Annotated in this window: 18 protein-coding genes; 9 read left to right on the forward strand and 9 right to left on the reverse strand. The window is 64.6% G+C overall.

All coding sequences use genetic code 11. The features are described 5' to 3' along the window. Positions 1-138 precede the first annotated feature (138 nt). The 9 genes from LB566_RS21615 to LB566_RS21655 are packed head-to-tail and all read left to right on the forward strand — an operon-like array spanning position 139 to position 10,851. Positions 139-1,539 (forward strand): MmgE/PrpD family protein, encoded by a 1,401-nt coding sequence (locus LB566_RS21615; RefSeq protein WP_140551859.1) that lies wholly within the window; start codon positions 139-141, stop codon positions 1,537-1,539. Next, the gene (locus tag LB566_RS21620) at positions 1,529-2,770 is read left to right on the forward strand and encodes an FAD-dependent oxidoreductase (protein ID WP_140551860.1); all 1,242 of its coding nucleotides are present in this window, start codon (positions 1,529-1,531) and stop codon (positions 2,768-2,770) included. Before LB566_RS21615 ends, LB566_RS21620 begins: the two co-directional genes overlap by 11 nt. Positions 2,771-2,772: 2 nt before the next feature. Next, complete coding sequence (locus LB566_RS21625; RefSeq protein ID WP_140551861.1) at positions 2,773-3,036, forward strand: sarcosine oxidase subunit delta; 264 nt, start codon at positions 2,773-2,775, stop codon at positions 3,034-3,036. Then, positions 3,033-5,879: a 2Fe-2S iron-sulfur cluster-binding protein gene (locus LB566_RS21630; protein ID WP_140551862.1), complete on the forward strand. Its 2,847-nt coding sequence runs from the start codon at positions 3,033-3,035 to the stop codon at positions 5,877-5,879. The genes LB566_RS21625 and LB566_RS21630 overlap by 4 nt, the downstream gene beginning before the upstream one ends. Positions 5,880-5,881: 2 nt before the next feature. Next, positions 5,882-6,475: a hypothetical protein gene (locus LB566_RS21635; protein WP_140551863.1), complete on the forward strand. Its 594-nt coding sequence runs from the start codon at positions 5,882-5,884 to the stop codon at positions 6,473-6,475. After that, positions 6,475-7,392 carry a dihydrodipicolinate synthase family protein gene (locus LB566_RS21640; RefSeq protein ID WP_140551864.1) on the forward strand — a complete coding sequence of 306 codons (918 nt, stop codon included), beginning with the start codon at positions 6,475-6,477 and terminating at the stop codon, positions 7,390-7,392. Before LB566_RS21635 ends, LB566_RS21640 begins: the two co-directional genes overlap by 1 nt. A 1-nt stretch (position 7,393) precedes the next feature. Next, positions 7,394-8,362, forward strand: a complete 969-nt coding sequence (locus tag LB566_RS21645) for a D-2-hydroxyacid dehydrogenase (RefSeq protein WP_140551865.1) — start codon at positions 7,394-7,396, stop codon at positions 8,360-8,362. A 12-nt stretch (positions 8,363-8,374) separates the two neighbouring features. Continuing rightward, positions 8,375-9,919: a trimethylamine methyltransferase family protein gene (locus tag LB566_RS21650; RefSeq protein ID WP_140551866.1), complete on the forward strand. Its 1,545-nt coding sequence runs from the start codon at positions 8,375-8,377 to the stop codon at positions 9,917-9,919. Between the two features lie 29 nt (positions 9,920-9,948). Then, positions 9,949-10,851 carry an SMP-30/gluconolactonase/LRE family protein gene (locus tag LB566_RS21655; protein ID WP_140551867.1) on the forward strand — a complete coding sequence of 301 codons (903 nt, stop codon included), beginning with the start codon at positions 9,949-9,951 and terminating at the stop codon, positions 10,849-10,851. Between the two features lie 51 nt (positions 10,852-10,902). Here LB566_RS21655 and LB566_RS21660 read toward each other — a convergent pair whose 3' ends face one another. Genes LB566_RS21660 through LB566_RS21700 form a run of 9 tightly spaced genes read right to left on the reverse strand, consistent with a single transcriptional unit; the run spans position 10,903 to position 21,033 of the window. Next, entirely contained in the window at positions 10,903-11,676 is a 774-nt protein-coding gene (locus LB566_RS21660) for an SDR family NAD(P)-dependent oxidoreductase (protein ID WP_140551868.1), read from the reverse strand. 9 nt (positions 11,677-11,685) lie between these two features. Beyond that, positions 11,686-13,020 (reverse strand): dihydroorotase, encoded by a 1,335-nt coding sequence (locus tag LB566_RS21665; protein WP_140551869.1) that lies wholly within the window; start codon positions 13,018-13,020, stop codon positions 11,686-11,688. A gap of 15 nt (positions 13,021-13,035) precedes the next feature. Continuing rightward, the gene (locus tag LB566_RS21670) at positions 13,036-13,983 is read right to left on the reverse strand and encodes a polysaccharide deacetylase family protein (RefSeq protein ID WP_140551870.1); all 948 of its coding nucleotides are present in this window, start codon (positions 13,981-13,983) and stop codon (positions 13,036-13,038) included. An 11-nt stretch (positions 13,984-13,994) separates the two neighbouring features. Continuing rightward, positions 13,995-15,020 (reverse strand): NAD-dependent epimerase/dehydratase family protein, encoded by a 1,026-nt coding sequence (locus LB566_RS21675; RefSeq protein WP_140551871.1) that lies wholly within the window; start codon positions 15,018-15,020, stop codon positions 13,995-13,997. A 29-nt stretch (positions 15,021-15,049) separates the two neighbouring features. Beyond that, a complete protein-coding gene (locus LB566_RS21680) occupies positions 15,050-15,823 on the reverse strand; it encodes an SDR family NAD(P)-dependent oxidoreductase (RefSeq protein WP_140551872.1) in 774 nt (257 codons plus the stop codon). Further along, positions 15,820-17,067, reverse strand: a complete 1,248-nt coding sequence (locus tag LB566_RS21685) for an MFS transporter (RefSeq protein ID WP_140551873.1) — start codon at positions 17,065-17,067, stop codon at positions 15,820-15,822. The genes LB566_RS21680 and LB566_RS21685 overlap by 4 nt, the downstream gene beginning before the upstream one ends. Next, positions 17,064-19,145 carry an ABC transporter ATP-binding protein gene (locus tag LB566_RS21690; RefSeq protein WP_224626854.1) on the reverse strand — a complete coding sequence of 694 codons (2,082 nt, stop codon included), beginning with the start codon at positions 19,143-19,145 and terminating at the stop codon, positions 17,064-17,066. Before LB566_RS21690 ends, LB566_RS21685 begins: the two co-directional genes overlap by 4 nt. Next, on the reverse strand, positions 19,142-20,023 hold the full coding sequence (locus LB566_RS21695) for an ABC transporter permease (RefSeq protein ID WP_224626857.1): 882 nt from the start codon (positions 20,021-20,023) through the stop codon (positions 19,142-19,144). The genes LB566_RS21690 and LB566_RS21695 overlap by 4 nt, the downstream gene beginning before the upstream one ends. Then, entirely contained in the window at positions 20,020-21,033 is a 1,014-nt protein-coding gene (locus LB566_RS21700) for an ABC transporter permease (protein ID WP_140551875.1), read from the reverse strand. The genes LB566_RS21695 and LB566_RS21700 overlap by 4 nt, the downstream gene beginning before the upstream one ends. Between the last annotated feature and the right edge of the window lie 46 nt (positions 21,034-21,079).

Genomic DNA, 21,079 nt, shown 5'->3' on the forward strand with positions numbered 1-21,079 from the left:
GACCGTCGCGAACGGGTTTCGCAATCGCTTGCCCTCGTTTTTTTTGTACCATGGCGCCAAACTAATCACGTGATCGGCCCGCGAGACCAAATTATTCGTAGTTATCTGGAAGCGCGCGGTTGGCGAGAGGTGGGCATCATGGACCTGCGGTTGGAACGGGGCGAGCCTGCTTGCACCGTGTTCGGGCGTGTCGCGGAGTTCGTGCTGCGCTCCCCGGAGAATTTCTTTCCAGCCGATGTCCTGAAGGCGGCCTCACTCCAGTTCCTCGATACGATGGGCATCGCCATAGCTGCCGGGCCGATGCAGGCCGGCCGCATTGCGCGGGATGCCGCCGTTTTGCTCTACGGTTGCGGAACGGACCGGCACGCCGCAAGGATGATCTTCGATGGCAGGCGGGTCAGCATCGCGGGTGCTGCCTTCGCCGCCGCGACCCAGACCGACAATCTCGACGGCCATGATGGCTATCCGCCAACCAAGGGCCATATCGGGGTTGCGGTCATCCCAGCACTGCTTGCGCTGGCAGAGGAGAAGCCAGATTTGAGCGGGATCGAAGCGCTCGCCGCGATCGTGGTCGGCTACGAAGTCGCGGGCCGCGCCGGCATCGCGTTGCACGCGACTGTTTCGGATTATCACACCTCGGGCGCCTGGAATTCCCTTGGCGTCGCTGCTGTCGCGGCCCGCCTGCTGCGGCTGAACGACACCCAGTTGCGCGACGCCTTCGGCATTGCCGAATATCATGGGCCGCGCAGCCAGATGATGCGTGAGATCGCGACGCCGACCATGCTGCACGACGGCTCCGGCATGGGCGCACAGGTCGGCCTGTCGGCCGCGGTACTCGCGCAAGCCGGATTCTCCGGCGCTCCGGCCATCACTGTCGAGGCGCCGGAAGTGGCCCGATATTGGGCCGATCTCGGCGATTTCTGGCAGATGCCGCTACAATACGTCAAACCCTATCCCATCTGCCGCTGGGCTCACGCCGCGATCGACGCGACCCGGGCGCTATGCCTGCAGCATGGCCTGCGGCCGCAGGATATAGGCAGGGTCAACGTCAACAGCTTCCACTACGCGGCGACGTTGTTCGACGGCATGCCCGACACAACTTCCAAGGCGCAATACAGCTTGGCCTTCGCCGTGGCCACGATGATCCTGTACGGTCGGATAGCGGTGGAGCATATTTCGGGCCAGGGGCTGCGCGACGGCGCGGTTGGGGAGATGCTGGGGCGCGTCGAGGTCAGCGAATCGGCGAGGCACAGCGCTCGTTTCCCGGAAGGGCGCTGGGCTGACGTGCAGATCGAGACGACAGACGGACGCTTGCTGGATTCCGGTGACGTCCACGCACGCGGCGGTCCTGAAGCGCCCATCAGCGAGGCTGATATCGTCGCCAAATACATGGAGTTCTCGGCGCCGGTTCTGGGCGAAGCCAGGGCGGCCGCGATCCGCGATGCTATACTCGGCCTGACCGGCACGGAAAGCCGGTTCTCGGACCTGTCGGCGCTCATCTACGAACCTCCAGGCGGTCTGGGTGGCCATGCCGCTTAGGCTCCTCAAATACGGGTTCAGCCGCGATTATCCGGTGACCGGCGACATTCCCCGGACGCCCGAGCTCAAGCCGTCCTATGACGTGGTGATCGTCGGCGGCGGCGGGCATGGCCTGGCGTGCGCGCACTATTTGTCGAAATATCATGGCATCACCGACATCGCGGTGCTCGAGAAGGGCTATCTGGCTGGCGGAAACACGGCGCGCAACACCACGACGATCCGCTCCAACTACATCACCCAGGAAGGCATCGCCTTTTACAAGGAAGGCGTTTCGCTGTTCGAGACGATGTCGCAGGAGCTCGACTTCAACGTCATGTTCTCGCAGCGCGGCCAGCTCACGCTTGCCCATACGGAGGCCACGCTGCGCGCCTTCGATCTGCGCGCCGAGATGGGCAAGCACATGGGAACCCGCACCGAAGTCATCGACGCAAAGGAAGTCGAAAAGCTGGTGCCGGAACTGAATATGGATCGCGGCAACGCGCTCGAGATTCTTGGCGGCCTGTGGCACGCCGACGGCGGAACAGCGCGCCACGACGCGGTCGCCTGGGGCTACGCGGCGCAGGCCTCGCGCCGCGGTGTGGAGATTCACCAGCGCACCGAGGTCCAGGGCTTTGAGGTCGAGAGTGGCAATGTCCGGGCGGTGATGACAAACCGCGGGCGCCTCGCATGCGGCGCGGTGCTCATCGCCGCTGGCGGCATGAACTACGACGTCGCGATGATGGCTGGGGTGGAGCTGCCGATCCGCTGCTATCCTTTGCAGGCGATGGTGACGCAGCCGCTGAAGCCGTGGCTGCACACGCTGGTCTCGTCGGTATCGCTGCACACCTATCTTGTGCAGTCCTCGCGCGGCGAGGTCGTCATCGGCGGTGGTTCGGATCCGTACCAGCTCTATTCGACTCGCTCGACGCTGGGCATGAAGGAACATCTGGCCGAGGGCGCCGTGCATCTTTTCCCCTTCCTGCAAGGGGTTCGGCTGTTGCGGCAGTGGGCGGGCATCACCGACATGACGCCGGATTACAGCCCGATCATGGGCGCCAGCCCGCTTGCCAATCTCTGGCTCGACTGCGGATGGGGCACCTGGGGCTTCAAGGCAACGGCCGTGGCCGGAAAACGCATGGCCGAGACCATCGCCAAGGGCCGGGCGCCAGACCTGCTCAAGCCCTTCGCGCTGGAGCGCTTCGAGACCTTCCGGCTGCTCAATGAAATGGGCGCGACGGCGGCGAGCCATTGACCATGAAGCAGCTTGATTGCCCCATGAACGGCCTGCGCAACATCGACGAATTCCGGTCTTTCGGTCCGGTGCGCCAGACGCTCGATGCCGATGCGACCGCCGACGCCGACTGGGCGAAACATCTGTTTCGCGCGGACAATCGCAAGGGCGTCGTGACCGAGTGGTGGCGGCACGTGCCGAGCAATTTCTTTTTCCTGGCGGAGCGCGACGTCGTCACCAACGAGATCATCCGGACCTACGCGCCGGGCGAGGGCAATCAGGCATGACCCGGCTTGCGGCACCCTATGGCTCGCGCATTGATCGCACGCAGCCGATGCGCTTTACCTTCGAGGGCAAGTCCTATGAGGGCTTTGCCGGCGATTGCATTGCAAGCGCGCTCGCCGCTTCGGACCAGTGGGTGCTTTCCCGCTCATTTAAGTACCATCGACCGCGCGGCATCATGACCATGGCCGGCGCGGAAGCGAACACTTTGGTGCAGCTTCCGTCGGAGGCGAATGTCCCCGCCGACCTGACGCCGATTTGGGAAGGCATGACGGTGACGGCGCAGAACGTCAACGGCTCGCTGCGAAATGACCGCGACGCCATCATGGATCGGCTTGGGCGGTTCATGCCGGTTGGCTTCTACTATCGCACCTTCATGGGGCCGAGGCAGGATAGCTGGCTTCGCTTCTGGGAGCCGATGATCCGGCGCAAGGCCGGGCTCGGGATCGTCGATACTCGCGCCCCGCATTTAAGCTTCGATAAGGTCGATCTTCACTGCGACCTGCTGGTCGTTGGGGCCGGACCGGCAGGCCTGGCGGCGGCGATCGCCGCCGCGCAAACCGGCGCCGACGTTGTCCAGTGCGACGAGAACCCGGAAATCGGCGGTTCACTGACCTATCGCCGCTGCGATCCGGGCGTGCTCGCCAGCCTGAGGGCTGCCGCGGCGGGATTGGCCAATCTGCGCGTCATGACCGCCACCGTCTGCAACGGCTGGTACGAGGACAACTGGCTGCCGCTGATCCAAGGCAACCGGCTCTACCGCACCAGGGCTCACGAGGTGATCCTGGCAACAGGTGCCATCGAGCAGCCGGCGGTGTTCCGCAACAACGACCTGCCGGGGATCATGACCGTCGGCGCCGTGCAGAGGCTGATGCAGCACTATGCGGTGAAACCCGGCCGCCGCGCCGTCGTGCTGGCAGGCAATGACGACGGCTATGATGCCGCGTTCGACTTGATCGAGGCAGGCGTCGAACTCGCGGCCGTCGTCGATCCGAGACAGGGAGCAGGCAGCAGCGCTGGCGAGCTTCGGGCCAGGGGCGCGGAAATCATCACGGGCGCCCAGATCGATGAAGCGGCCGGAACCCGCGGCAACAAGCATGTCAGACGGGTCCGCGTCGGAAGCCGCTGGATGGACTGCGACCTCGTCGTGATGGCCGCCGGCTCGGCGCCGGCGTGGCAGGTGCCCTGTCATGCGGGCGCCAAGGTCGGCTACGACGAAGCGACCGCGCGCATGACGCTGACGCTGCCGGACGGCGCCGTCCACCTGGCTGGCGCCGTTGCCGGCAGGACGGGACTATCGTCGGCCATGGCGGATGGCCGTCGCGCAGCGCACGAGGCGCTTCATGGGCTGGGACACTCCGATCTGCCCAATGCCTCAAGTGAATTCGAACCTGAAGCCGTGGCCTGGGCGCAGAAGCTGACTGGCCACGAGAAAGGGCGCGACTTCGTCGATTTCGACGAGGATTTGCAGGTCAAGGATCTGCAGAACGCGATAAAGGAAGGCTATCGCGAACTCGAGCTCGTGAAGCGCTTTTCCACCGTCGGCATGGGGCCGAGCCAGGGCAGGCATTCGGCCCTTGCCACGGCGCGGATCGTTGCCGACGCCACCGATCGCAAGGTCGGCCAGGTCGGCGTGACCACGGCGCGGCCGCCGACGGGTCCGGAAAAGCTCGGCGTGCTCGCAGGTCATCATGAGCCGCTGGAGCGTCGCACCGCGCTGCATGCCCGGCATCTTGCGCTCGAAGCCCGCATGAAGCCGATCGGCAACTGGTGGCGACCCTATTATTACGGGCCGGAAAGCCGGAGCGAACGCCTGATCCACGAAGAGGTCGCGGCCGTTCGCGACGGCGTCGGCATGCTCGACGTCTCGACGCTGGGCAAGCTGGAGATCCGTGGTCCGGACGCCGGCGCCTTCCTCGATCGCATGTACACCATGGCCCATGCCAATCAGCCGGTCGGCCGCGTCCGCTACTGCCTGATGCTGAACGAGATGGGCACGGTCATCGACGACGGCGTCGCCTATCGCTTCGCGGAGGACCAGTTCTACGTGACGGCGACGACCGGCGCGGTCGCTCGGGTGCAGGCCGACATGTTGTTCTGGAACGCGCAGTGGCGACTGAAGGTCGACGTGCTCAACGTCACGGCCGGGTTTTCCGGCATCAACGTCACAGGCCCCAAGGCGCGGGACGTGTTGCAGGCGCTCGAGGGAGACATCGATTTTGCGCGCGACGCCTTTCCCTATCTACATGGCCGTCAGGGTCGCCTGGCGGGCGTTCCGGTGCACATCATGCGCATCGGCTTCACCGGAGAAGTCAGTTTCGAGCTGCATTGCCCGTCGAGCTACGCCGTCGCGCTATGGGATGCGCTGGTCGCGGCGGGCAAACCCTATAGTTTGCGCCCATACGGGCTGGAGGCCTCGCGCATCATGCGGCTGGAGAAGGGACATATCCTGATCGGCCAGGACACGGATGCGCTGACCACGCCCGATGAGCTCGGATTCGGCTGGGCGGTTTCGAAGAAGAAGCCGTTCTTCGTCGGCAAGCGATCGATCGAGATGCGCGCCAATCTCGGAGAATCGCGCCGGCTGGTCGGCCTTTCCTTTGAAGGATTGCGCAATGTGCCGGGCGAATCCTGCCTCGTGCTGCGCGGCGGCAACTTGGTGGGGCAGGTCACCTCGCTCGGTTTCTCGCCGACGCTCGGCCATCACATCGCGCTGGCTTATGTCCATATCGACGATGCGGCACCCGGCAGCAGGATTACGGTGAAATGCCGCGACGGTGAGCTGGTCGAGGCACCGGTGGTTGGGCATGCCTTCTTCGATCCGCAGAACGTTCGGCAGGAGCTGTAGCGATGACCGTTCCCGGATCGCGCACATTTCCCTTGTCGCCGGACGGCTCGGCAGCGGAATCCGCCTTGCCGAAGGGCCGGCTGACATTGAGCGATCTGACGGCCCGGCCGCGTTTCGGCATCAAGGGGCCTGGCAGCGCCGGCTGGCTGGCAGCGCAGGGCCTGGCTCTACCGCCCGTCAATGGCGTTGCCACGCTGGGCGGCATCCGGCTGCTGCGTCTGGGGGCCGAGGATTTTCTGGCGGTTGACGATGGTGTCGGCAACGCAGTCGCAAAATTGACCGACGCCTGGCAGGCCGCCGATGGCGCGCGCGGCTACTGGTCCTGGCGGGAGGAGGGCTGGAGCTGGATGCGGCTCTCGGGGCCGCTGACGGAACCTGTGATGGCGCGGCTTTGCGCGCTGGATTTGCGGCCCGACCGTTTCGCCGCCGACGCGATCGCGCAGACGCGGGTCGCGCATGTCGAGGCTGTGCTGGTGCGGGGCGAGGGGGGCTTTGACATCTTCTTCGACATCGCATCGACAGCGTATTTCATCAGGACAGTTGCCACGGTGGCGAAGCTAGCCGCCGACGATACGATGACCAGGGGGATCCACTGATGAACAGCGTACAAGGCGTCATTGCACCGATCCTGACGCCCTTCGAAAAAGACGGCGGCATCGCCCGCGATCTGTGGATAAGCCATGCGAAATGGGTGCTCGCCCAAGGGGCGCATTATCTCTCGCCTTTCGGCACGACCGGCGAGGCGCTGTCGCTCTCGCCGGTCGAGCGCATGGAGGCGCTGGAGTGGCTGGCCGAGGCTGGTATCCCCGCGGAAAAGATGATGCCAGGAACCGGTCTGACCGCGCTGCCCGAGACGGTCGAGCTTAGCAGACATGCGCTGGACGTAGGCTGCGCCGGCGTCATGGTGCTGCCTTCGTTCTTCTACACGGCGGCAGGCGACAATGGACAGGCGCGCTACTATTCGGAACTGATCGACAGGGTTGCCGACCCGAAGCTGAAGCTGATCCTCTATCACATCCCGCAGAACTCCGGCGTGCCGGTCTCGCCGGCACTGGCCGCCCGGCTCAACGCAGCCTTTCCAGACACGGTCGTGGCCTACAAGGACAGCGGCGGAAACTGGGACAACACTGCCGCGATCATCGCCGCGGTCCCGAACATCTCGGTTTTTCCAAGCTCCGAAGTCCAGCTCACCCAGGGGCTGGATGCCGGCGCGGCGGGCTGCATATCAGCCTCGGTCAATCTCAACGCGAAGGCGATCCGAGCGCTCTACGACAATGCGCGCGCGGGGCGAGACGTCACGGCCGCCAACATCGCCATCGAGGCGTTTCGCAAGGCGGTTCAGGATGCTGGTCTGATCCAGGGCATGAAGGCGGCTCTCGCCGTTCGTTCCGGCGATCATCGCTGGCTCAACCTGCGCGCGCCGCATGAGAACGCAACCGTGCAGGAGGGCAAGGCCCTGCTGGATGTGCTGGGGCCTCTTGCCGATCACATTCCCGGCCCGAGGCGAGGCTGAGATGTCGGCGCGCCCGACCGTCATCGTCAGTGCCGATTCGCTGGACGGGCCGCTGGCCGTGCTGGCCGAGACGCATCCCGACATCACGGTGCGTGGCTGCGAAAGTTACGAGGCGCTTCCGGCCCTGATTTCGGAAACCGGCGCCGAAGTGATCTTCAGCATCAGGTTTGGCCAGCGCTCACTCTATCCACGCAAGGCGGTGGTCGAGAACCCGACGGTGCGCTGGGTTTCTGTTGGCGGTTCCGGCACTGATCACCTGCGGCCGTGGGATCCCGCGCGGGTGACGGTCACCAATTCGGCAGGCGTTGCCGCCGACATGATGGCGGAATACGTCTTTGGCGCGATGCTGTCGTTTTCGCTTGGCCTGCGTGGCTTCGCACGCGAACAGGCGGCCGGCAACTGGATCGGCGGCAAGGTCGAGCCGATCCAGGGCAAGACGCTGCTGCTCCTCGGTCTCGGCAAGACGGGGCAGGCGGTTGCCGCCCGTGCCAAGGCGTTCGGCATGACAACGCTGGGGGTGCGAGCGAATCCGAAGCCGACTGAGAATATCGATGAAGTGCACGCCATAGCGGATCTGCCCAGACTTTGGGGCCGTGCCGATTTCATCCTGTGTGCCGTGCCCCTGCTCGACAGCACCCGCGGCCTTGTCGGCGAGGAAGCCTTCGCGGCGATGAAACCTTCGGTCGTGCTGATCGACGTGTCCCGTGGCTTCGTCGTCGACGAGGCGGCGCTTCTCGCGGTGCTCGATGCCGGACGGATCAAGGGCGCGGCGCTCGATGTCTTTGCGACAGAGCCGCTGCCGCAATCGCACCCGCTATGGGGCTACGACAACGTGATCGTCACGCCGCATTGCTCTTCGGTCTATGACGGCTGGGATGTGAAGTCGGTGCGCATGTTCGCCGACAATCTGGCCCGCTACCGGCGTGGCGAGCCGCTGAACAATGTCGTCGATCCCAAACGCGGTTACTAGGAGGACAGGCCGATGACAGCGCATGACAGGCGAAGCGGTGGACGGCGCACCAGAGCAGCGGGGCGCAGCGGCGGCGGGATCGCGCAACTGCCCTGGCAGAGCGTGACGAACCCTTACGCGCCGATGCGGATGCTGGACGAGGAGCAGATGGACAAGCTGCATCGCACCTCGATGCGGATACTTTCCGAGCTCGGCATCCGGGTGGCGGGCGAGAAGGTGATGAGCATCTTCGAAGCCGCGGGAGCCATAGTCGACCGAGAGGAAAGCACGATCCGCATCGACGAGAGCATCGTGACCGAAGCGCTGAAGAGCGCGCCGTCGAGCTTCACGATCACATCGCGCAATCCGGAGAAGAGGATCAGGCTCGGTGGCAATTCGCTGGCGTTCGGCCTCGTTGCCGGCCCGCCCAACGTGCACGATCGCATCAACGGCCGGCGGCAAGGCAATCTCGCGGATTACGAGAATTTCATCCGCCTCGCGCACCACTTCAATGCCATCCACATCATCGGCAACCAGGTCGTGGCGCCGATGGAATTGCCGGCAAACTCCCGGCATCTCGACACCTACCGCGCAAACCTGACGCTTTCCGATTTGGGCTTCCACGCCTCCGCGATAGGACGTGGCCGCGCCATGGACAGCATCAACATGATGGCGATCACGCGCGGCATTCCGGTTGAGGAGATGAGGTCTTCGCCGGGCGTCACAACCATCATCTCCGTGAATTCGCCGCGCCTGTTCGACGAGGCGATGGCGGAGGGGCTGATCGCCATGGCAGAGCACGGCCAGCCGGTGACAATCACGCCGTTCACGCTGATGGGCGCGATGACCCCGGTCACGCTGGCCGCCGCCCTGGCGCAGCAGAATGCCGAAGCGCTCTTCGGCGTGACGCTGACGCAACTGATCAATCCCGGCACGCCGGTGATGTACGGCGCCTTCACCTCGAACGTCGACATGCGCTCCGGCGCGCCTGCCTTCGGCACGCCCGAAAATGCCAAAGCCAACGTCGTCGCTGGCCAGTTGGCCCGCCGCTACAATCTGCCGTACCGCACCTCAAATGCGAATGCGTCGAACGTCGTCGACCTGCAGGCCGCCTACGAAACCGAGATGGCGACCTGGGGCGCGGTGCTCGGCGGCGCGAACCTGATCTATCACGCCGCCGGCTGGCTCGAGGGCGGGCTGACGGCCTCCTACGAGAAGCTGATCCTCGATGTCGAGATCCTGCAGAACATGATGGAGTTCCTGCGGCCGATGCCCTTCGAGGAGGACGACCTTGGCTTCGAGGCGATCAAGTCGGTGCCGACCGGAGGCCATTTCTTCGGCTCCGAGCACACCATGGCGCGCTACAAGACCGCTTTCTACCGACCGATGCTGTCGAACTGGCAGAACTACGGCGCCTGGCAGGAAGCCGGTGGCCATGACGCACTGGAACGGGCGACCCAGCTCTGGCAGCAGGCGCTGGCCGAATATGAAGAGCCCGTCCTGGACCCCGCGGTCCGTGAGGAACTGGATGACTACGTGGCGCGCCGGAGACTTGAGATCGGCGACCAGGAGCCCTGATCGACTTCAAACAGAAGGAGTGGACTGGCATGACCAAACTGCATCTGCTCGGTACCGCGATCGCTCTTGCCCTGACGGCGTCTGCGCAAGCCGCCGACGTCAAGGTCATCAACGACGACGCCTGGTTCGCGGAAGGCCCGATCTGGTACCAGGACAAGCTGTTCTACGTCGAATACGGGCGCAACACCGTCGATGTGTGGGATGGCAAGAAGAACGAAATCTTCTGGAAAATGGACGGCTGCGGGCCCTCGGCGGTCCTGCCGACCGCCAAGGGCGAGTTCGTCGTAACCTGCTACGACAGCAACTCGATCGGCCGCATTTCGGCCGATGGCAAGACCCTCGATGCCTACGACAAGGACAAGGACGGCAAGCCGTTCAGCGGCCCCAACGACTTCGCGCCGGACAAGGATGGCGGAATCTATTTCACCGGCTCGGGCAAGGGCGGCGCTGCGATCGACGCATCGGCCTACTACATCGGCAAGGACGGCAGCGTGGCGAAAGTCGCCGACGACCTGCACAACGCCAACGGCCTGGTCATGTCGAACGACGGCAAGATCCTCTATCTGGTCGAAACGGAAGACAACCGCATCATCGAATTCGATGTCGCCGCCGACCATAGCCTGAGCAACAGGCGCGTCTTCCTGCGGCTGGACGACCTGTTCCCGGACCAGCCGCATATCTGGCCGGACGGCATCAAGATGGACAACGCCGGCGAGATGTATATCGGCCAGAGCCCGCGCTCGCTCGACGCACCCGGCAAGATCATCGTCGTCGATAAGGACGCCAAGCTTCTTCGCACGCTGTCGGTGCCGTCCCCGTCGATGCCGAACTTCGCATTCGGGCCGGACGAGAAGGAACTCTACGTCATGGCCTTGGACCAGATCGACGCTGCGCCATGGCACGGCAAGGTCTACGAGATACCGAACAAGTAGCCGTTATCGAGCACGACTTATCGGTTCGCGATATGCAGGCTGGATGGCCGGTCAACCCGCCATCCAGCCGCCGTCGACCATCAGATTGACGCCGGTCATGTAAGTGGACAGGTCGCTAGCGAGGAACAGGGCTGCGCCGGCGACGTCGTTCGGCTGGCCGAGCCGCGGCCATGGCGTGCGGCGGCGCGAATAGTCGAGGGCGTCGGGATCGTTGGCGACGCCCGGCTTGCCGGTGATGATCTTGCCGGGCGCCACGGCGTTGCAGACGATCAGGTCTTCGGCGTGGTCGAGAGCGATCTGGCGCGTCATCTGGACGATGGCCCCCTTGCTCACCGAATAGGGGAAGTCGCCGGGGCAAGCCACCATGCCGTGCTGCGAGGATATGTTGACGATGCGGCCGCGCACGCCGTTCACCGGCTCCTGCCTGAGCATCTGCAATACCGCGTGCTTCGAACAGTAGAAGAAGCCGGTGACGTTGACCGCCATGACCTTCGCCCACTGTTCTAGCGTGGTCTGGGTCAAAGTCGTCGAGGTGTAGATGGCTGCATTGTTGACCAGCACGTCGAGCCGACCGAAATGGCCGATTGCCTGCTGCGTCATATCTTCGACCGCGCCGTTGTCCGAAATGTCGACGGACAGGAAGATCGCCTCGCCGCTTGCCGATTGGATGGCCTGAGCGGTCGGCTCTCCGCCTTCGATAGGCTCTTCGCGCACATCGGCCACGACGACCCGCGCGCCTTCCTGCGCATAGCGCCGCGCGATGGCCCGGCCGATGCCGGAGCTCCCGCCGGTGACGATTGCTACCTTGCCTTCCATAATACCCATGTCGCTGCCTTAGCCTTCCCGCCGCGCCACTTGGCCTTGCCCCGGCCGGGTCAAAATGCCGTGGCGGACGATTTCCACGCCTCGAAGAAATACCTGCCGCAAAGTTGCCGACACGCTCCAGCCGTCGAACGGTGTATAATTCGCTTTGGATTTCTGGTCCGCGTTGCGCACGGTGAAAGTCCGCTTGGGGTCGAGAAGCAGGATATCGGCGTCGAACCCGACGGCGAGCCGGCCTTTGCGCTTGCCCAGCCCGAAACGGTCGGCGGGGTTGGCCGCGCACATCCGCACGATATCGGAGATGCCGATCAGGCCTTCGTCTGCCAGCTTCAGCATCACGGGCAGCAGCGTCTGCAAACCTGGCATGCCACCTGGAATATCGGCGAATGCGGGATAGGCGGCGGCCTTTTCCCGTGGGCTGTGCGGCGCATGGTCTGTGCCGATGACATCGATCATGCCAGAGGCAACGGCCTCGCGCAGGCGTCGGACATCTTCCGACGATCGCAACGGTGGCGAGCCCTTCAGCGCGGCTCCCTGGGTCTCATAGTCGTGCGCCGTGAAAAACAGGCTTTGTGGCGTTGTCTCGACGCTGGCATCGGCCAGATCCCGCAGGCGGTGCCACGTCTCGACGCCGAGCGCCGAATTGATCTGACGCACATGGATACGGGCGCCGGTCTCGGTCGCTGCCAGCACGGCGCGGGCAATGCCGTTGGCCTCCGCCGCCGGTGGCCTGCTCTTCAGGAACGCCGCTATGTGGCCGTCATGGTCACGTGCCATGCTGCCTTCGAGCAGCGATTGGTCGCCGGGCGACACCCCGATTGTCGTGCCGAAAGGCACCATCACCTTCAGGGCTTGCAGCACCGCATCCGTCGTCTGGAACAGAAAATCCTTTGGGACGTCGGCGGTGAAAAGCTCGAACGAGACCGGCGCCATTTCGGCCACGGCGGCGATCAGGCCAAAATCCTTGGTAAGCACGGCCTGGAAACCCACATCGACATTCAGTTTTCCGGTCGTCAGCGCCATCTTGTCGGCGAGTTGATCCGCCGTCGCCGTCCAGGGCTCGTCTGTCGGCATGTCGAGCACGGTCGTCACCCCGCCGAGTGCGGCCGCATGCGTGCCGGATGAAAAGTCCTCCTTGTGGGTCAGTCCCGGTTCCCTGAGATGCGCATGCGCATCGATCAGCCCAGGCAACAGGAAACAGCCGGCGGCGTCGATCAGGGTGCGCGCCTCGGCGGATTCTCCGGGCTGGACCAGGGCGGCGATCCTGCCGCCATGGATCGCGACGTTGCGGGGCGCTTCTCCATCGGCATTGATGATCGTGGCGCCTGTGATGAGCGTATCAAACATGACGTCTCCGCGCTGCTAGCGGCCCTGTCTGCGGGTAAAACTGTCCTGATTGTCAATCCAGTAGCGGGCGATGTCGGCCCGGCGCATGAAGATAACGCCAGGCGTTTTCTGTATATGCTCGATGACCGCCCGCAGGCCCGCAGCCCGGTTCGGCTGACCCATCCAGCGCGCGTGCACGCAGATGTTCAGCATGCGCCCGCCGGTCTCGTCGGCTTCCCAAAGCATGTAGTCGATCGCCGAGCGGCAATCCTCGGCGAAGTCGCGCGGGTTGCTGTAGCCCGGCGCGATGAGGAAGCGGCTGTCGTTGAGCGTCTTGGAATAGGGCACGACCAGGATGCGCTGGCCGCCATGGTCGACGAAATAGGGCAATTCGTCGTTGCAGGGGTCGGAGTGATAGAGAAAGCCGCCCTCTCGCACCAGCAGGTCACGTGTGTTGACACTCGGGAACGACCGGCAATTCCAGCCCAGCGGCCGGCGGCCAAGCACCTTCTGGTAGAGCGCGATCGCCTCGTGCAACTGCCGGTCCTCTTCCTCGCGCGGCATGCCGGGATAGTCGGTCCAGCGCAGCCCATGCCCGAGCAGGTCGTGGCCGCGCGAATTCATCCATTCGGCGACGGCGCGGTTCTTCTCCAGCGCCACCGCGCAGGCCGAAACCGTGATCGGCACGTTGTAGCGGTCGAAAAGCCGGGCGAGCCGCCAGACGCCGACCCGGCTGCCATATTCGAAATGCGTCTCGGTGCCGAGGTCGCGGTGCGGAGATGTGCCGTTGTTGTTGTACTCGCCCCAATTGTCGTTGCGGCCGTCGTCCAGCCAGTTGTATTCCGAGCCTTCCTCGTAGTTCAGCACGAGGTTGATCGCGACCTTTGCGCCACCCGGCCAGATCACATAGGGTGGGTTCGCCCCATAGCCGACGAAGTCGCGCGGCTGGGCGTTTGCCGGATGTGAAGCAGCGTTCGGCGCCATGGCAATCCCTCTCAATTCGTCTCGTTGGCGGAAATCCAATCCATATAGGCGTGGAAGGCTTCCTTGCCGGGGCGCGGCCGCCACCCGGTGTCGCGCATGATCCGGGCGATATCGTAGGCCCCCCACATGCCGCCTTTCAGTGACGTGTCCTGGACGATATTGGCATCGTCGCCGGCGCTGACCTCGGCCTTCAAACCTGGAACCCGCTCGCGCGTCCACCCGATGATGTCGCCGATCGTCTGGCCGCCGCCGGAACCGATATTGTAGTGGCGATAATTGAGGCGCGGCGCGTCGATCAGCGCCAGAATGGCAGCGGCGACATCGGTGGAAGTGACGTAGTCACCGACCGGTTCAAGGCTGTTCGGCCTGATCGTCTCGCCGGCCAATGCCATGTGCGCGACGCGGTTTGGAACATGGCGGAAATTCCGGCTCTCCGTGGCGCGGTCCATCGGCCCGTACACGGACGCGAGACGCACCGAGATCGCCGACAGACCGAACAGGTCGGCGTACCGATTGGCCACCATTTCGGAGGCGAATTTGGAGATGCCGTAGAGCGTGAGCGGCGCGACATAGCCGTCCTCTGGCAGCGGCTCGCCGCTCCAGTCCGGCCCGTTGTGCCGGTAGACGGAGCCGGAACTGACATAGACGAAGCGCTTCAGGGCAGGCCGCGTGCGCGCCCAGTCCAGCATGTGCACCGTGCCCATGAGATTGACGTCGACGATGCGCGCCGGGTCCTCGGCCTCAGGCTGCCGCTTGGCTTCCGAAGCGCTGCCGCGCGAGATCGGGGTGATGGTCGCACCGTGCACGATGGCCGAGATGTTCTGCCCGTCCAGCGCGGCGGACCATGTCTTCGGGTCGAGAATATCGGCGCTGACGACGGTGAGCCTATCGCGCACCGGCGCGAAATGCTTTTCGGCGGCCGCGTCGAGATTAGACCGGTCCAGGACCACAGCCCGCGCGGTCGGGTCGCGGTCGAGCCAGGCGCGGGCGACGACGCTCATGACGAAGCCGGTGCCGCCAGTGACGAGCAGGGTCATCGGATCAACCTCCAATACCGGAAAGGGGTTCAGCGTACGGCATAGCCGCCATCCACGAGAAGGTCCGTGCCGGTGACGAATGAGGCATCGGACGAAAGCAGGAAGGCGCAGGCGGCGGCGATCTCTTCAGGTTGGGCAATGCGCCCGAGCAGATGCGCCGGCCCGAGACCCTCGTCGGCCGCCTTCAGGTCCGGCCAGCGTTGCAGCAGGCGCGCGGTCGCGACAGCGCCGGGCGACAGGCTGTTGACGCGGATGTGTTGCCCGGCATGGTCGACGGCCATGGCCTTGGCGAGATGGATGAGGCCGGCCTTGGCCGCGCAATAGGCCACCGCCTTGCCGACGGCCACGCGCGCGAATTGCGAGCCGATCAGGACGATCGAGCCGCCGCCGCCGGCCGCCATCAGGGGCACTGCGAATTTGGAGACCAGGAAGGCGCCGGTGAGGCTGACGTCCAGCTCCAGCCGCCATTTGTCGAGCGCGAGATCGGCGACCGTGCCGTCGGTCGATGGGGCGGCGGCATTGTGGACCAGACCGTCCAGCCCACCGAATGCCCGGCCTGTAGTGGCGACCGCGGATTTGACCGAATCCAGATCGGTGACGTCGCAGCCGACCGCCAAGGCGTTCGATCCGAGACTGGCGACAAGCGCCTGCGTTGCCGCCATGTCGCGATCCGCGCAGGCGACGCGAGCGTTCTCCTCGACGCATCGGCGTGCGATCGCGGCGCCGATCCCGCTTGCGGCGCCGGTGATCAGAATGACCTTGCCGGTCAGGCGGCCGGGCAGGGGGGATGCAGCGGCTGTCACGGCTCGCCTCCCGAGGGCTGCACGACCACAATCCCCACCGGGCGCTGCCGCAAGTTGATGCAAGCCGCGATTGCCACCAGAATGCCGCCGGTGCCGAGCACGAACAGCATGGCCTGCGGGGCGGTGTGCTCCATGAGCGCCGCGGACAGGCCGGGCGTCAGGATATTGCTGATTGAATAGAGCAGCAGCAACGTGCCGGAAGCGGCAACCATATGACGGCTGTGCGTTCGCGAATTGGCGAAGGCGATCGCCACCGGATACACGGTCAGCGCCGTGGCGCCATAGAGGAAGAACAGCAGGAAGAGGAATGGCAGCGGCCTGGTTCCGATCCAGGCGATCGATGCGCAGAGCGACACCGAAAGCAGGCCCTGGATGAGCAGTATCACACGCCTGTCGAACCGGTCCGAGAGCCATCCGACTGGCGTTTGCGCCAGCATCCCGGCGATGCTGACGGTCGTCACCAGGCCGACGGTCGCGCTGGCGGATAGCCCGATCTTGGCGCCATAGATCGGGGTCAGAACGAAAACGTTCATGTTGGTGACGCCGGCCTGGAAGACGCTGACCACCGTAACGGGCGCCAGCCGCAGCAACTGGATGACGCCGTAACGCTCTTCCTTCGCCGGGATGTCCGGCACGGACGGTTCATACTGCGGAGCGGGCAGGGCAGGCCATGGCTTTGAGACGAAGCGTGCAAGCACTGCCATTAATACCGTGGCCGCGCTGACCCCGAACAGATGGGGCGAGTGTGCCCCGACGATCTCCAAAAGCACCTGGCCGAGCAGCACGGCGATCGCTGTTGTCATCATGTAGACGGAAAACAGCCTGCCGCGATTGTGCTGGTCAGCATAAAGATTGATCCAGCTTTCGCACACGACGAACATGGCCGCCATGGCCAGCCCTCCGAGCAGGCGGAAGCAGAACCATGCCGGCAGCAGATCGGTGAACACGAAGCCTGATGTGCCGATCGCCGCGATCACGGTTATGATGAAAAAGGCGCGCTCGTGGCCTACCCGCGACACCAGTGGACGAGCAATGAGACAACCGACGAGGAACCCGAGCGGGTAGGCGGTGAGCACCAATTGCACGTTTCGGGGCGCGATGCCCGGCGCGCTCAAGGCCAGTGACACGGCCGTCGTCAGCATGGAGCTGCCGATGCCGGCCAGGCAGATGAGCGCCATGATCGGCAGGATGGCGCGCGATCGTTCCGCCTGACGCCAGAGACGGGCCAGCGACCATGTCCTCATTCAGGGCCACGCGCCTCGTCCATGAGGGTGAGCGCGGCCAGATCCGTCTTCGGAATATGGCAGGCGATCTCGTGCGTGGGGGACATTGTGCGGATCGGCGGCGGCTCGCTGTCGCAAATAGGACCCACCTTGCGATGGCATCGGCTGGCAAAGCGGCAGCCGGCAGGAACGTTGACGGGACTAGGCGTGTCTCCGGTCAGCGTGATCCGCCTGCGCCCGGCGCCTTCCGCTTTCATGCTGCGGATCGCCGAAATCAGTGCCTCGGTGTAGGGATGGGTGGCGCCGCCGAAGATTTCATCGACCGTGCCTTTCTCCATCACCTTGCCGAGGTACATGACCACGACCTTGTCGGCGACATGGCGCACCAGCGCCAGATCGTGGCTGATGAACAGCATCGTCGCGTGGCGGGTCCGCTGGATATCGAGCAGCAGCGTCACCACCGCCGCTTGCACCGAGACGTCCAGCGCCGATACCGGCTCGTCGGCGACGATCAGCGACGGGTCGGAAGCGAAGGCGCGGGCAATGGCGATGCGCTGTTTCTGTCCGCCCGACAACTGGCTTGGCTTACGCGCCGCGAAGTCCGGCGAAAGCCGCACCATCTCGAGCAGTTCGCGCATGCGCTGGTCGATGGCTGTCTTGCCCGTGCGAATGCCGAATTTCTTCAACGATCGGCGGATGGAGAAGCCGGCGCTGTGCGAGGGATTCAGCGTCGAATCCGGATTTTGGAACACCATCTGGATCGATTGCAGCAATTGTTTAGGCCGAGAGGCTGCTTCGATCTTTGCGATGTTTTCGCCGGCCATGCGGATTTCACCCGACGTGGCGCGGTCGAGGCCGGTGACGATGCGCGCAAGGGTCGACTTGCCGCAACCGGACTCGCCGACCAGCGCGACGATTTCGGCCTTGCCGGCCTCGAAAGATACATGCTCGTTGGCCTTCAGCGTCCTGTGGTTGCTGAGGTGGTAGAGCTTGGTGACATCCGATACGGCTATTGCGGCCTCCGGCGCCGTTCTCTCTTCGGCCAGCGTCGGCAGGTCGCGGCGACCGGGGTCGAGTTCAGGCCAGCGCACGCAGCGCACCAGATGGTGCTCTCCCGCCGGTTCGAGGATGATTCCGGGCTGGTCGCACAGGCCGGCCTTGAAACCGGCGCAGCGCGGCCCGAACAGGCAGCCGCGCGGCCGCTCCGAGGGCAGCGGGATGTGACCCGGAATGGCAGCCAGCGTGCGGCTGTGCTTGCCGTGGTCGATGTCGGGAATGCAGTCGATCAGCCCTTGCGTGTAGGGGTGCCGCGGTTGGCCGAACAGCTCGCCTGTCGGCGCTTCTTCGACCAGTTCGCCGGAATACATGATGCCGACGCGGTCGCAGCTCTCGGCGATCAGGCCGAGATTGTGCGAGATGAACAGCAGGCTGGTGCCGTAGCGCTGGCGCAGCTCCCCAATCAGGTCGATCACCGCCGATTCCACCGTGACGTCGAGGCCGGTGGTCGGCTCGTCGAGCAGCAGCAGCGAAGGCCTGCCCAGAAGCGCCATGGCGATCACGACCCGCTGCTGCTGGCCGCCGGAAAGCTGATGCGGATACCGCTTCAGCATGTCGCCGGCGTCTGGCAGGCGCACGTCCTTCAGCATGGCTGCCGCCATGTCGAGCGCGTCGGTTCGGCTGGCGTCGAGATGGAGCATCGGCACTTCGGCAAGCTGCGCGCCGATGGTCTTGACCGGATTGAGCGCGCTCATCGGATCCTGATAGACCATGGCGATGCGCCGCCCGCGCATGGAGCGCAGTCTGTGTGCCGGCGCGCCGACCAGATCCTCGCCTTCGAAGCGGATGCTGCCGCCGGCGATCAGGCCGGTGGCGCCGAGATAGCCCATGATGGCCATCGCGGTCGTGCTCTTGCCGCAGCCGGATTCGCCGACCAGCCCATAACTTTCGCCCGGTCTGACCTCGAACGACAAGCTTGGCACGGCAACGACGGTCTCCGCCTTGGCGCGAAACTCGATGCGCAGGTCTCGGACCTCGAGCAGCGGGGCGTCCGCGGCTTGCCCCTTCGGCGCTGGCGCCAATATGTCAGCAGTCGGAATCATGGCTTCCAGGCTTCCCGCAGGCCGTCGGCCAGGAGGTTGAAGCCGAGCACCAGGCTGACGATTGCAATCGACGGCAGCACCGACATCAGCGGCCAGACGTTGAGCACGGTCGTGCTTTCCTTGACCATGCCGCCCCAATCGGGGTTGGGCGGCGGCAGGCCGAGGCCGAGGAAGCCGAGGATGCCGATGGTGATGATCGTGTAGCCGATGCGCAGGCAGGCATCGACGATCAGCATGCCGCGGCAGTTGGGCAGCAGCTCGACCAGCATGATGTAGAGCGTGCTTTCGGCGCGCAGCCTAGCCGCAGCGATGTATTCCTGCTCCTTCAGGCCGAGCACCAGCCCTCGCGTTATTCGCCCGATGCCCGGGGCCGAAGCGACGGTCGAGGCGATGACGATGTTGAAGACGGACGGGCCGATATTGGCGATCAGTATGACGTAGAGGACCAGCACCGGGAAGGCGAGGATGATGTCGGACAGCCGACTGATGAGGGCATCGATCCAGCCCCCGTAATAACCGGCGATCATTCCCAGCGTGATGCCGACTATCATGGCGACGGCGACGGAGAGCGGCGCCACCACCAGCACGGTGCGTGCGCCGAAGATCAGCCGCGACAGCTCATCGCGGCCGAGGATATCGACGCCAAGCCAATGCGCGGCCGAAGGCGTCGGGTCGGCGAGCGCCATCACGTCCTGTTCGGTCGGCGAGTAGAGCGGCAGGACGGGCGCGAGGATCGCTGCCAGTACCCAGAAGCCCACCAGGAATAATCCGATCATCGCGGTCGGCGAGCGCAGCATCCGCGCCCATTTCAGGCGCGTCCTGCCCGTCGGCTTGGCAGCCGTCCCGTCCATCGCTCTCTGTTCGGCCACTGCGTTCATTTCAACCTTATGCGTGGGTCAAGCAGCATGTAACCGAGGTCACCAAGGAACTGCGTCGTGACCGCGATGGCGACGGTGATCAGCGTGGCGGCTTCGATGGTCGCGATGTCGCCGAACAGGCTGGCGTCGAGCAGCAGCCGACCGAAGCCGGGATAGGCGAAGACGAGTTCCGTCACCACCACGCCGCTGATGAGGAAGTTGATCTGCAGCAGAAGCACCGTGAAAGGCGTGATCATGGCGTTGCGCAGGGCGTGGCCCATCACCACTTGGCGCGTGCTCATGCCCTTCAGCACCGCGGTGCGGATGAAAGGTTTTTCCATCACGCCGATCATCGAGACTCGGATCATGCGCGCGACATAGCCGAAGTCGTAGATGACGAGCACCGCGACCGGCAGCACGAGTTGCGATGGAATGGACCAGCCGCCGTCGGAATCCAGCGGACTGGTGCCCGGCAGCACCGGCCACAGGATGACGAACAGGGTAACCAGGAAAACCCCGGAAGCGAATTCGGGGATCGAGGTGAAGGTGATGCATATGACCGACAATGCCCGGTCGAGCACGCCGCCTTCCTTGAGGCCCGACAGGATGCCGAAGACAATCGACAAGGGCACGATCAACAGGAAGGCCAGTCCGGCCAGGATCGCCGTATTGCCGAGCCGGTCCCAGATCACATCGTTGACGGGCAGCTTGTTGAGCGTCGAATAGCCGAAATTGCCGAAGTACTGGGCGCCTCGCGGGTCCGTGAAATTGAGCCCGGTGCTGGGGTCCTGAAGCGGGTCCGGAATGACGCCGAGCAGTATGCCCGCCCAGCGGCCGTAACGCACCAGCAGCGGATCATCCGCCTTCAGCTTCCTGGTGAGGAAATCGACCTGTTCCTGGGTCGCGAAAGGCCCGAGGGATTTGCGCGCGACGCTGCCCGGCGTGAATTCACAGACGGCAAAAACAAGAAACGAAGCCGCCACCATGGTGAGCAGCATCATCGCCAGTCGTCTCGCAACGAATCTCGCCATCGGCCGGAATGTCCGCTCCTGATGCAATCGGGGTTGAATGACCGGT

It is taken from the genome of Mesorhizobium sp. CA13 (assembly GCF_020165235.1).
Classification (GTDB): Bacteria; Pseudomonadota; Alphaproteobacteria; order Rhizobiales; family Rhizobiaceae; genus Mesorhizobium.